The following is a 13,373-nucleotide window of genomic DNA, read 5'->3' on the forward strand; positions in this document are numbered from 1 at the left end:
CGGAGAACCTTTCACCCGCCATTTCATACCACCACATGAAGTTCGCCCTGATTTCATCCGTTCTCGCCGCAGCACTGGTTGCATCGGCAGAGGATCTCAAGATACCCGACCTCACCCAAGGCGGCGTCATCCCCTCCAAAGCGAAACATGATTGGAATCTCGGAGCCACCGGGCTGCGTGGCTGGATGTTTTGCGACAAAATGGTGACGAGTGACGCGCGTCAGATCGCGATCACGAAGGTCGAGGCAAAGTCGCCAGCGGATGGAATCATTGCGGTGGGTGATGTGATCCTAGGAGCCGGTGGAAAGGCGTTTTCTTTTGATCCACGCACGGAAATGGGCAAGGCGCTCACGGCGGCGGAAACAGAAGCCGGCGGAGGCAAGTTGCTGCTCACTCGATGGCGAGCGGGCAAAACAGACCAGGTCACCTTAAATCTTCCGGTGCTCGGCAGCTACTCGGCCACGGCTCCATTCGATTGTTCAAAGTCAAAACGCGTCCTCGAGGAAGGATGCGAAGCACTCGCGGCCCGGATGAGTGCCCCCGGCTACGAGAAACAAGAGCCGATCACGCGTTCGCTCAATGCGCTGGCTCTTTTGGCGAGCGGCGAATCTGCTTATATGCTTCTGATCAAAAGAGAAGCCGAATGGGCGGCGAGTTTTTCGGTCAACAGCATGCAAACCTGGCGCTATGGCTATGTGATGATGCTGCTCGGCGAGTATGTGTGCGCGACGGGAGATAAGTCGGTGATGCCGGGCCTGAAGCGCCTCGCCATGGAGTCTGCCACAGGTCAAAGTGCGGTTGGATCTTGGGGACATGGTTTTGCCAAGGCCGATGGCCGGCTCCGGGGCTACGGCATGATGAATTCGCCAGGCGTGCCGCTGACGATCTCCTTGGTGCTGGCGCGAGAAGCGGGGATCAAGGATCCTGCCATTGATCTCGCAATCGAACGCAGCGCGCGATTGCTGCGGTTTTACATCGGCAAGGGAGCCATTCCTTATGGCGATCATCATCCGTGGATCGAGAACCACGATGACAATGGCAAGTGCGGCATGGTCTCGGTCTTGTTCAACTTGCTCGGCGAGGCGCAAGGCGTGGAGTTCTTTTCACGCATGAGCCTTGCCTCCCATGGTGCCGAGCGCGACACAGGCCACACCGGCAACTTCTTCAACATGCTGTGGGCGATGCCCGGTGTGGCGCACTCAGGACCTCACGCCACCGGCGCCTGGATGCAGGAGTTTGGCGCGTGGTATTTCGACCTTGCCCGCCGATGGGATGGCACCTTTCTCCACCAAGGTCCGCCTGAAGACAGCAAAGACAGCTATGCTGGCTGGGACTGCACCGGGGCCTACCTGCTGGCTTATGCGATGCCCTTTAAGAAGATCTATCTCACGGGAAAACGTGGAGGAGTCGCACCACAACTCGATGCCACAACGGCGCAATCGCTCATCAGCGATGGGCGCGGCTGGAACAACAAAGACCGCCACAGTGCATACGACAAACTCGGCAACAAAGAGCTCATGGAGCGCCTCGGCAGTTGGTCGCCAGTCGTTCGCGAGCGTGCTGCCATGGCAATCGGGCGTCGCAAGGACACCTCCATCTCGAGTTTGATCGAGTTGCTCGATTCTCCAAAACTCGAATCGCGCTACGGGGCCTGTCAGGCTTTGATAGCCCTTCGTGGACGTGGAGCGCCAGCCGTGGATGCCCTCCAGAAGACTTTGACAAGTCAGGACCTTTGGCTGCGCATCAAAACCGCGGAGGCCCTCGCAGCCATCGGTGCGCCTGCCATGAAGACAGTGCCTCAACTGCTCGAACTGCTGGCGCAGGTGGATACCGTGCATGACCCGCGCGGCATGCAGCAGCGCTACCTGACTTTTGCCCTGTTTGATCGTGGCGGCATGCTCAGTCGATCGTTAGATGGGGTGGATCGTCCGGCGCTATACAAGGCCGTGCAAGCTGGGTTGAAGAACCAGGACGGTCGCGCTCGTGGCAGCATTGGTTCTGTCTATGGCCACCTTTCGTTCGAAGAAATCAAGCCCCTGCTTCCGGCAATCCACGAAGCCATCGTGCAGCCAGCACCCAGCGGCGAAATGTTCGCGGACTCAATCCGGGTCGAAGGCCTGCGGCTGTTGGCGAAGCATCGCATTGAAGACGGCATTGCGGCCTGCGTGAAATACACGTGGGATCAAAACCCATGGGCCAGCCAGAAGCGCACGCCTGAACTCATGAAGATCCTGCTCAGCTATGGCGCCCATGCAAAAAGGGTCATTCCAGACTTGGAGAAACTCGCGCACTACTTCGAGAAAGAGGAAAAGGATTTTCCAAAGAACCTGATGGTGATGAAAGCCATTGCCGTTCGGGAAACGATCCGTGCCATCGAATCGAGCACCGACTTCCCCACGCTCATCAAGCTCAAGTAGCATGAAACACTTACTCGCAGTCATTCTCTTGCTTGTTCCTTCCGTTGTTTGCTCGGCAGACACGGACGCTAAGACTCTCCGCGTTTTCATCTTTGCCGGTCAGTCCAACATGGTCGGTACGCACTCGAAGGTGAAGGACATCAACCGCTTCCCGCCGTTCGCTGGCCTGGATCAACCGCAGACGAAGGTGTTGTTCTCCTACAAGCTTGGGCGTGAAACCATGGAGACTTCGAATGGCTGGATTCCGATGCAACCGACCCGCGATTACTTCGGACCGGAACTGAGCTTTGCTCAAAAGCTGTCGCAGAGCATCGAAGCGCCCATCGCGGTGATCAAAGTGGCTTCGGGGGGCACGACGTTGGGCAAGGATTGGAACCCCGATACACCGGCTGGCTTCAAGCTTTACCCGCTAGCGCTTGAGCATGTGCGTGCGTCGCTGGCCGAGCTGGATCGAAAGAAGACCGCGTATCGCATCGAAGGATTCATGTGGCATCAGGGGGAGAACGACATGTTCGACAAGGCCTTCAAGCCGGCCTACGCGGCGAACTTGAAGAACTTCATCGCGTGCTGGCGGCGCGATTTGAAGCTTCCAGACCTCAGGTTCTACATCGGCGAGCTTTGCACGAAAACCATCTGGGGCATGGACAATCGCTCGAACATGCATGCGATTCGCATGGCGCAGAAGGCCGTCGCTGAAGCCGACCCGTTGGTGAAATACATCCCCACATCACACGATGCGGTGGAAATCGGCAAAGAAACAGGATTGCACTACCACTACGGCACTCTGGGCCAACTGGAGCATGGCGTGAACTATGCGAACGCCTATCTGCGCACGATTGGAAAACAACCCGACATCAACCGCCCGCTCAAGACGTGGCCCTATCCGAAGGGAAGCACCGTCAAACTCTTCATCCTCGCCGGACATCGCAACATGGAGGGCGAGCGTGCCTTCACACAGGACCTCAAGGCCTTGAAGGGGCATGAGTCACTGCTGCGCGACAACGACAAAATGGCTTTCAAATACAGCATTGGCGGCGGCTTCAAGATCTCCAAAGGATGGGAACCGCTCGGTCCTGCTGGATTCTACGACACGTTTGGTCCAGAACTGAGCTTCGCAAAGACGCTGCAAACGAAGGCTCCCGGCAACCTCGCCATCGCCAAATTCACCCACAGTGGTTCGCAGATGAACGACTGGACACCGCAAGGCACGGACGCGAAGGACCTGAATCTTTACGAACCCTTCATCGCCTTCATCCAGCAGTCGATCGAGGAACTTAAGGCCAAAGGTCATGAGGTGGAAGTCGCCGGCATCTTCTATCACGTCGGCGAAAACGAGATGTGCTTCGGCCCTTATCGGAAAGCGGCCGCCAGCTGGCTGCAATCGACGGTTGCTCAGAGCCGTCAGGATCTGGCGCTGCCGTCGCTGAAATGGTTCGTCAGTCAGCAGCCGCCCATGGATGGGAAAGGAGTCGATGCCATCGACATTACGGCAAATCTTGAGGCGCTCGCCACCGCTGATCCGTCCTTCATTCACATCAAGGCCTTCGATCTGCCGCTACAGGAGGAGAAGCTCGTCATCACCGCCGAGGGCATTGTTCGCCTCGGAGAGCTGCTGGCGAAGAGCTATTTGGAGCACCCGTGAAGCATCGCCTCAACGCATGAAATTCATCATCCCCTGCTTCCTCGCACTAGCCGCCGTTTGCACAGCAAGCGAGAAACCCAATATCGTCGTTATCATGGCGGACGACCTCGGTTGGCGGGATCTTCACTGCTATGGCAATGCGCTGGTGGACACGCCGGCATTGGATCAGTTGGCCATGGAAGGAATGCGTTTCACGAGCGCCTACGCCGCCTCTCCTGTTTGCACACCCACTCGTGCGGCGATGATGACAGGGCAATCTCCAGCGAGATTGCACATCACCAATCATGCGCCAGGGAACCCGGATGGTTTTGCGCTCAAAGACTCGCCATTGCATGAGGCTGAGAACATCCGCCACCTGCCGCTAGTGGCGGTGACCATCGCGGAGCGACTTTCCGCGGCGGGTTACGCCACGGCACACGTCGGGAAATGGCACCTTTCCCATGTGACTCGCGCCGAGAAGGGATTGGTGGAAAAAGAACTCCGTCCGGAGAAGCAAGGCTTTGATCTCAATGTGGGTGGTTGTTCGAACGGCGGACCGCCCAGCTACTTCGCCCCGTATCGCAACCCTGCACTGGCGGATGGGAAACCGGGTGAATACCTGCCGGAGAGGCTCGCCGATGAATCCATCGCTTTCATTCGGCAGCACAAGGGCGGCCCCTTCTTTCTCAACTGGTGGCCCTACTCGGTGCATTACCCCATGCAGGCGCGTGAGGCATTGATCGCCAAATACCGCAAGCGGACGGAGATTAAAGACCCGATCTACGCTGCGATGATCGAGGCCATGGATACGGTCATTGGACGCTTTCTCACAGCGCTCGACGAGGCTGGACTGCGTGACAACACCTTGGTCCTCTTCAAGTCAGACAACGGTGGATACAATGGCGACAACCGGCCGCTTCGTGGTTTCAAAGGAATGCTCTATGAAGGTGGCATTCGAGTACCGTGGATCGTTCGCTGGCCGGGCAAGGTGAAGCCTGGCACGATGAATGAAACACCAGTGATCAGCACGGACTGCTACCCGACGCTGCTTGAAGTCGCCAGCCTGCCTCCGACAGAGAATCATACTCTCGATGGCAAAAGCCTGCTGCCATTGCTCACGCAATCACCCGGCTTTGAGCGCGACACTCTCTACTTCCACTATCCGAATTACGCCTTTCACCAAAAGAACCGCCTTGGCAGTGCCATCCGCGAGGGCGCATTTAAACTCATCCGAAACTACGACGACGACTCGCTCGAGCTTTACGACCTGAGCAACGACATCGGTGAAAAGCACAATCTTGCCGCGCAGTCTCTGGAACAAACCCAGCGCATGGCAGGGAAGCTCGATGCCTGGCTTCGCGAAATGGATGCCCGCCCCCCGGTAAAGCGATGAATCCATGCGTTCACTCATGAATCACACACTCTCAATCGCCTGTCTGCTGCTCGTGCCGCTGGTCGCTCTGCATGCCGCGGACGGCTCCAACAAGAAACCTTCCCTTTCTGCCATGCCCATCGCCGCATCCGTTCCTCTGACAGAAAAAAAGCCCGTCACGGACGAGCATCACGGCGTGAAGGTTGTGGAGGACTACCGCTGGCTGGAAGAGTCCAGTTCGCCCGCAGTCAAGGCATGGACCGATGCGCAGAACCAATACTCGCGCGCGTGGCTCGATGCGCGACCTGACCGCGCCGACATCGAGGCCGAACTGACCGCCCTTTATGCCAAAGACACGCCATCACACAGCGGCATCGTATCGCGACCGGGACGATTGTTTGCGCTGAAGTTCCAACCACCCAAACAACAGCGCCTGCTCGTCACGCTCACTTCCGCGGATGATCTGGCTTCCGAGAAAGTCGTTCTCGATCCGAATGAGATCGAACCCAAGGGACAGGTGGCGATGGATTGGTATGTGCCGTCGCCAGATGGCAAGCTGATCGCCGTCTGCCTGTCCGAACATGGCAGTGAAGAAGGCACGCTGCATTTTTACCGGACCGACACGGGCGAGCATCTCCCGGATCGCATCATCCGTGTGCAGTATCCGACTGGCGGCGGCAGCGCTGCGTGGACGCCTGACAGCAGCGCCGTCTTTTACACGCGTTATCCGCATGCCGGCGAGAAGCCAGAGGCGGACTTGAACTTCTACCAGCAAATCTACTTCCACAGGCTCGGCAGTCCCGTGAGCAATGACGAGTATTCCGCCGGTCGTGACTTCCCTCGTATTGCCGAGATCGAACTCGACACCTCGGAAGACGGACGGTGGCTGCTCGCAAGCGTGGCCAATGGCGATGGCGGAGAATTTGCCCACCACATCCGCGAGACCAAGGACGGCGCCGAATGGCGGCAGATCACGCGACACGAGGACGCGATCAAGGAAGTCACGTTCAGCCACGACGGATCGAGCTTGTATCTGCGTTCCGTCAAAGATGCGCCGTGTGGCAAGGTGCTGCGACTGAGCGTCACCGGGACTTTGGCTGATGCCGAGATGATCGTGCCGGAGAGTGATGCAGTCATCGAGGGCATCACGCCCACGGCGAAGCATCTGTTTGTCTCCGATCTCATCGGCGGTCCGTCACGAATCCGACAGCTCGACTCGGATGGGAAGAACGAGCGCGAGGTGCCCTTGCCTGCCGCCTCAGGCGTCGGCGTACTCATTGAAGTCGCCGGTGGCATCCTGTTTCGACAAACGAGCTACGTCGCTCCTTCTGTGTGGATGTTTTATGATCCCGTCACCGCGAATGTTCGGAAGACAGCCCTCTTCAACACCTCGCCTGTCGATTTCAGCGACATCGAAGCCGTACGCGATTTCGCCATGAGCAAAGACGGCACCAAGGTTCCGATCAACATCCTGCGCCGCAAAGGCACATCGCTCGATGGCAGCAATCCCACGCTACTCTATGCGTATGGCGGCTACGGACACAGCATAAGGCCGGTGTTCAATTTTGAGCAGCGCCTATGGTTTGATCGCGGTGGCATCTATGTCATCGCCAACATTCGCGGCGGTGGCGAATACGGCGAGGAGTGGCATCTGGCAGGCAATCTAACCAAGAAGCAGAACGTGTTCGACGATTTCGCCGCCTGCGCCGAGCACCTCATCAAGCAGGGCTACACCCGCCCCGACAAACTCGCCGTCGAAGGCGGCAGCAACGGCGGACTGCTCATGGGAGCCTTTCTCACGCAGCATCCCACCCACGCTCGCGCTGTTGTGGCCCATGTGGGTCTCTACGACATGCTGCGTGTCGAGCTTGATCCGAACGGTGCCTTCAACGTCACCGAATTCGGCACCGTGAAAGACCCCGCGCAGTTCCGCGCACTTCATGCCTACTCGCCTTATCACAACGTCACCGACGGCACGCAATATCCCGCCGTTTTCTTCCTCGCCGGCGAAACGGACGGCCGCGTGAACCCAGCCCACTCGCGCAAGATGACGGCACGACTGCAAGCCGCGACTTCATCCGCGAACCCGATCCTCGTCCGTCTCAGTTCCGCCTCCGGTCACGGCATGGGCACGGCCCTCTCGGAGAAGATCGCGCAGCGTGCCGATGTGCTGGCTTTCCTCTTCGACCAGCTCGGCATGTCCAAAGTGTCGTCTCCGTGACTCAATCCCCCTTCCATGAAGTCAATGTTCCCTTCCGCTTTGCTCGCCTGTTGGCCTTTCGCGGGAGCTTATGCCGGACACAAGTATCAAATTGAAACACCATGAGTGCCGTCTCCATCTTCAACGACGTCATCGGCCCCGTGATGCGCGGACCGTCGAGTTCACATTGTGCGGCGGCGTTGCGCATCGGCAGGCTGGCACGTGACCTGATGGATGGCGAGATAACGGAAGTGCTCGTCGAATTCGATCGCTCAGGCTCACTGCCCACGACCCATGAAAGCCAGGGCAGTGACATGGGCCTTTTTGGCGGCCTTCTCGGATGGGAAGCCGATGACGAACGATTGCCGAATTCTGGACAAGCGCTCGCCGACGCCGGAATCAAACTGCGCATCAAAACGGTCGATGTCGGTGATCCGCATCCGAACACCTACCGTCTCACGCTGAAGAACACGAGGGAAACACACACGCTCATCGCCATCTCCACCGGCGGCGGCATGATGGAGGTGCTCAGCATTGACGGCGTGGCGATGTCCATGGACGGCGGCTATCACGAAACGCTGATCTGGTTCCCAAACGGCACAGAGACTGACTTTGAAGCCGACGCAGTGATTGTTCACGACTTGGGCGACCAGCAACTCCTTCAAGTCAAAGCCGCGCGCTTCGTCCCTGCAGACCATTTGAAGCCGCATTCCGTCAAACGCCTCGCCCCTGTTCTCCCGGTGCCGTCGCGCAAGGACATGCGCGTTCCCTTCACGGGTTGTTCGGACATGCTTCTGCACGATGGCGACCAAAACACACCGATCTGGAAACTCGCGATCGCATATGAAATGGCGCGCGGAAACTTCACCGAGCATGAAGTCATCGACAAGATGATCGCCATCGTCCGCATCCTGCGCCGTTCGATCTCCAGCGGCATCGAAGGCACCAGTTACGAAGATCGCGTGCTGCACCATCAGAGCGGACGCTTTCAGGAACTGATGAACGCAGGCCGCCTGCTCGATGGCGGAGCACTGAACCGCATCGTGCTCTACGTTACCGCCTTGATGGAAGTGAAGAGTTCGATGGGCGTCATCGTCGCCGCACCGACGGCTGGTGCGTGTGCCGCCCTTCCTGGTGCAGTCATCGGCATGGCGGAAGCGATGAACAAAGACGAAGAGGACATGGCCAAGGCGCTGCTAGCAGCCGGTTTGATCGGTGTGTTTATCACCACCCGCTGGACTTTCGCGGCGGAGGTCGGCGGTTGTCAGGCCGAGGGTGGCTCGGCGGCCAGCATGGCAGCGGCAGCCTTGGTGACACTTGCGGGCGGCACACGTGATCAGGCGGTCGCCGCAGCGTCGATGGCGTTTCAGAGCATGCTCGGGCTAATCTGCGATCCCATCGCCAACCGCGTCGAAGCGCCATGCCTCGGCAAGAACGTCATGGCCGCGAGCAACGCGCTTTCCTGCGCAAACATGGCGCTGGCGGACTTCGATCCGCTCATCCCACTCGATGAGGTCATCGACGCGGCGAAGAACGTTTCTGAAATGATGCCACGTGAGCATCGTTGCACCTCGCTCGGCGGTCTGGCCATCACACCAACCTCCCTTGAGATCGAGCGAAAGCTGGCCTCTCTAAAGACCAAAGGCTGCGGCTCCTGCGGCTGCCACTGACCTTCATGAAATCGATTCTTCTCATCCTTGCCTTCTTCTCATTGCCGCATGGCTTCGTCCTCGCTGCCGAGGACCGGCCAAACATCATCTTCCTGTTCTCCGACGACCAGACCATCCGCGCCGCAGGCTGCTATGGAAACAAGGAGATCGTCACCCCGCACCTCGACAAGCTCGCGGCGGACGGCACGCGCTTCACGAACCACTACAACACCAGCTCCATCTGCATGGCCAGCCGCTGCTGCGTGCTGACCGGCCTCTACGAATATCGACACGGCTGCAACTTCGATCATGGCGATCTCGATCGACGCTTTTTCGACAACTCCTATGCCGTAAAATTGCGCCGGGCGGGTTATTTCACCGGCTTCGCGGGCAAGATCGGCTTTGTTCTCCAAGGCGAACCGTTCGAAGCCTTTGAAAACGAATTCGATGTTTGGGCCGGTGGGCCTGGACAGACCGACTACGTGACGGCCAAGAACAAAGGCATCGCCAAGTATGCGGACGAGTATCCGCACTGCTCGCGTGCCTATGGCGCCTGGGCGCTGGACTTTCTGAAAGCGGCCAAAGGCAGCGGCAGGCCCTTCTGCATGAGCATCAGTTTCAAAGCTCCTCACCTGCCCTTCACGCCGGATCCCATCGACATGAAGCATTACGAAGGCAAGACCTTCACCCGTCCCGCGAACTACGGAGTGGAAAACGGCCGTCATCTCTCGCCTCAGGTCCACACCAGCCGTGCTGCGACCGGGTATCGCGAGTGGATTGAAGACTATGATGGCACCGTGGCGAAGTACTATGGCCTCATCACCGGCGTCGATGCTGCACTCGGCATGATCCGCGAAGGTCTGGAACGCGAGGGACTGGCACGGAACACCGTGATCATCTTCACCTCCGACAACGGCTACAACAGCGGCTCGCACGGCTTTGGAGACAAGGTCATTCCGTATGAGGAAGGGGCGAAGTCACCACTCATCATTTACGACCCGCGCCTTCAAAAACAACACGCCAGCCAGGTCAGTGATGCTATCACGGCCAACGTGGACATGGCCGCGACGATCTTCGCGCTCTCCGGTGTCGCGGCGCCTGAGGGCATTGACGGCAAAAGCCTCCTGCCACTGCTGACGAATCCGAAGGGGCAAGTTCGCGACCATCTGCCGCTCTTCAATTTCTGGGGCATCGAATCCGCGCAGTCCATGGCCATTGTCACCCCCGGCTGGAAATACATTCATTGGTACTATGGCAAGGGCATGAAGCCAACAGATGAGCTTTTCCGGCTCTCCACCGATGGCGTCGAGATGTTCAACACAGCGGAGAACACGCCCCAGGCCGCGCAGCTCGACGCCATGCGTGCATTGTACGATCAAGAACTCTCGCAAATCGCCGCCAGGGTCGTGACGGAGCACGGTTACGAGAAGTATCCCACCTTGTTCAGCCGCACGATTCCATGGGAGCAAAAAGCCCCGCTCCTCAAGGCAAAGACGGCGCCCAGCCCGGACAAGCCGAAGAAAAAGCGGAACCCCAAAGGGGTGGAGTAAGGCACCACGCCAATCGGAGCTGGAGTTCGAGGACGAACTGAACTCAGACCGTAATCACCGCTGCTTGATCTCAAAAGCGTCCAGCCATGGCAGCGTGATCTGAGGCGGCATGCCACCAAAGGGCTGGTAGGCGGGGAGTTGCACGATGCTCATGCTGTGCGGCTGGCTGGCAATGAAGAACATCGCGTCGGCGCAATCTTCGCAGGTGATCATGGCCTCCTTGTGCTTCGGCGAGGGTTGCACGGGGCGTTTGGCGACGAGCGGCGTGTTCGCTTCGCCTGGGGCGTATTCGGAGAGGACGATGCCATGTGCATTGAGCTGCATGCGCGCGGTGAACAGCATGCCGTGCACGGCCCATTTGCTCGCCGTGTAAGGCACGCCGGCAAAGGAATCGTAGCCGTGACCAGCGGTGGAGGACACCACGACGATCTTGCCGCCACCATTTTCCGCCATCGGCTTGGAAACGGCCTGAATCATATTCGCCACGCCGATCACATTGATCTCCATGACTTTTCTCCAGCTTTCCTCACTGGCGATTCTCGACGGATCCGCATGTGCCATGAAACGGTCAGGCGTGTTGATACCAGCGGTGTGAATGAGCCCGTAAGGCGTACCGTGTTGCATCACTGCATCGAGCGCGGCAGCCACACTGGCAGTGTCCGCCACATCGCAAACGACAGGCACAATGTTTTTCGACTGAGCCGCCGTCTCCTGGAGCGATTCCAGCGTGCGTCCAAAAATGAATGTTTTCGCCCCGGCGTCTGCGAAACGCTTCGCCGCCGCCTGTCCCATGCCGCCGCCACCGCCGGTGACGATCACAATCTTGTCTGTCCAGTTTTGATCCATGCGCCGATGCTAACGAGCACCTGCGGCCCGTCCAGCCTGTGACCTTGGCAAAATTTGAGTTTCCGACCGCCAAAGTATCCAAGACGGTCCGCCACTCAGCAGTATGCTTCGCGTAATTCATGAGCAAGTCAGTCACCATCCTCGGCGCGGGCGTCATCGGCCTCAGCACGGCGCTTTATTGCGCGCGGCGCGGCATGCAGGTGACGATCATCGACCAGAAGCCGCGACAGCGGGATGGATGCTCGTTTGGGAACGCCGGGATGATCGTGCCCAGTCATTTCGTTCCGCTGGCCGCACCTGGAATGGTCGCCCTAGGTCTGAAATGGATGTGGAACCCTGAGTCGCCGTTTTACATCCAACCGCGCCTCAACACCGACTTGATGAGCTGGGGGCTGCATTTCTGGAAAGCGGCCACGAAAGCCCGCGTCGAAGCCGCCGCGCCCGTGCTGCGCGACCTCAGTCTGCTGAGTCGCGACTGCTTTGAGGCGATGGGACTCGATTTCGGCCTGGTGAAGCGCGGGTTGCTCATGCTGTGCAAGAAACAGCAGACGCTCGATGAAGAAGGCCACATGGCCGCCAAAGCAAACGCGCTCGGCATTCCCGCCGAAGTGCTGGATGCGAAGGTAACCGCCGCGCTCGATCCTGAGGTGACGATGGACATCTGCGGCAGTGTGTTTTTTCCGAAGGACTGTCATCTCGCACCAGGACGCTTCATTGCCACGTTGGAAGAGGAACTGCTTCGCCTCGGCGTGAACTTCCTATGGGAAACGGAGGTGAAGGGTTTCGAGGTGGAAGGTGGCGCGTTGAAAGCGGTCAAGACGTCACGAGGTCAGGTGGAGGCTCAAGAAGTGGTGCTGTGTAGCGGTGTTTGGTCGGCACAGCTCGCGAAGGAACTTGGATTGAAGATCCCGATGCAGGCGGGCAAAGGCTACAGCCTCACGCTCGCCAATCCGAAGCAGCTTCCCGAACTGTGCAGCATCTGCACCGAGGCACGGCTGGCAGTGACACCCATGGACGGCGCGCTGCGTGTCGGCGGCACGATGGAGATGGCGGGCATCGACGAATCGATCACTCAGCGTCGTGTCCGCGGCATCACGCGAGCGTTTCCGCAGTTTTTTCCGGCATTTGAAGAGAAGGACTTTGCAGAGGTGAAGCCTTGGAGCGGCCTACGGCCGGTTTCACCCGATGGCATGCCCTACATCGGCAAAACGAAGCGGTGGAAAAACCTCACCGTGGCCACCGGTCATGCGATGATGGGCTTGAGCCTCGCACCCGCGACCGGGAAGATAGTTGCCGAGTTGCTGACGCGCGAGAAATCACCGGTGGCGCTCGATTTGATGTCACCCGATCGATTTGCATGAAACACATCCTTCTAGCCCTATTGATTCTCGCGTTGCCGGCATTCGCTCTTGAGCGGCCGAAGCTGCAAATCATCAACGCCGCGCAGAATCCCCTCGAGGTGTATTGGGAGATGAACGACGGACATCGGGTGTCGAATGGCACGATCGCCCCGGGCAAAGACAAGATCATCGGCACGACGCTTGGGCACCGGTTTGTCATCACGGAGGGAGTGAAGAATGGCGTCGAGAAAAGAGTGGATGTGGTGAGCAAGGTGCCCGTGCAGGGCTTTCGCTACGATCCAGCGGCGAAGGATGGAGTGCCTGCCTTCTACACGCAGGTAGTGCGGGCTCATGGCTATCCCATTTGTGGATCGGCGA

At 58.7% G+C, this 13,373-nt stretch carries 8 protein-coding genes and 1 pseudogene; 8 read left to right on the plus strand and 1 reads right to left on the minus strand.

Annotation, left to right across the window (positions count from 1 at the left end; all coding sequences use genetic code 11):
* The first annotated feature begins 35 nt into the window (after positions 1-35).
* From KDL09_RS00930 to KDL09_RS00955, 6 genes are all read left to right on the plus strand, one after another.
* Positions 36-2,417 carry a DUF6288 domain-containing protein gene (locus KDL09_RS00930; protein ID WP_294380387.1) on the plus strand — a complete coding sequence of 794 codons (2,382 nt, stop codon included), beginning with the start codon at positions 36-38 and terminating at the stop codon, positions 2,415-2,417.
* A gap of 1 nt (position 2,418) precedes the next feature.
* Complete coding sequence (locus tag KDL09_RS00935; protein ID WP_294380389.1) at positions 2,419-4,059, plus strand: sialate O-acetylesterase; 1,641 nt, start codon at positions 2,419-2,421, stop codon at positions 4,057-4,059.
* Positions 4,060-4,075: 16 nt separating this feature from the next.
* On the plus strand, positions 4,076-5,431 hold the full coding sequence (locus KDL09_RS00940) for a sulfatase (RefSeq protein WP_294380391.1): 1,356 nt from the start codon (positions 4,076-4,078) through the stop codon (positions 5,429-5,431).
* A 16-nt stretch (positions 5,432-5,447) separates the two neighbouring features.
* Entirely contained in the window at positions 5,448-7,631 is a 2,184-nt protein-coding gene (locus KDL09_RS00945) for a prolyl oligopeptidase family serine peptidase (RefSeq protein WP_294380393.1), read from the plus strand.
* A 101-nt stretch (positions 7,632-7,732) separates the two neighbouring features.
* On the plus strand, positions 7,733-9,280 hold the full coding sequence (locus tag KDL09_RS00950; RefSeq protein ID WP_294380394.1) for an L-serine ammonia-lyase, iron-sulfur-dependent, subunit alpha: 1,548 nt from the start codon (positions 7,733-7,735) through the stop codon (positions 9,278-9,280).
* Positions 9,281-9,285: 5 nt separating this feature from the next.
* Positions 9,286-10,809, plus strand: a complete 1,524-nt coding sequence (locus KDL09_RS00955) for a sulfatase (RefSeq protein ID WP_294380396.1) — start codon at positions 9,286-9,288, stop codon at positions 10,807-10,809.
* A gap of 54 nt (positions 10,810-10,863) precedes the next feature.
* Here KDL09_RS00955 and KDL09_RS00960 read toward each other — a convergent pair whose 3' ends face one another.
* Positions 10,864-11,655, minus strand: coding sequence for an SDR family oxidoreductase (locus KDL09_RS00960; RefSeq protein ID WP_294380399.1), 792 nt, complete (start codon positions 11,653-11,655; stop codon positions 10,864-10,866).
* A gap of 119 nt (positions 11,656-11,774) precedes the next feature.
* Between KDL09_RS00960 and KDL09_RS00965 the strand changes: the two genes are divergently transcribed.
* Together KDL09_RS00965 and KDL09_RS00970 are read left to right on the plus strand one after the other, a co-directional pair.
* Positions 11,775-13,016 carry an FAD-dependent oxidoreductase gene (locus tag KDL09_RS00965; protein ID WP_294380401.1) on the plus strand — a complete coding sequence of 414 codons (1,242 nt, stop codon included), beginning with the start codon at positions 11,775-11,777 and terminating at the stop codon, positions 13,014-13,016.
* A pseudogene (locus KDL09_RS00970) lies at positions 13,013-13,373 on the plus strand (hypothetical protein); the annotation flags it as partial. The gene KDL09_RS00965 and the pseudogene KDL09_RS00970, both read left to right, overlap by 4 nt.

Origin of the sequence: Prosthecobacter sp., assembly GCF_020439865.1 — a bacterium.
Lineage (GTDB): Bacteria > Verrucomicrobiota > Verrucomicrobiia > Verrucomicrobiales > Verrucomicrobiaceae > Prosthecobacter.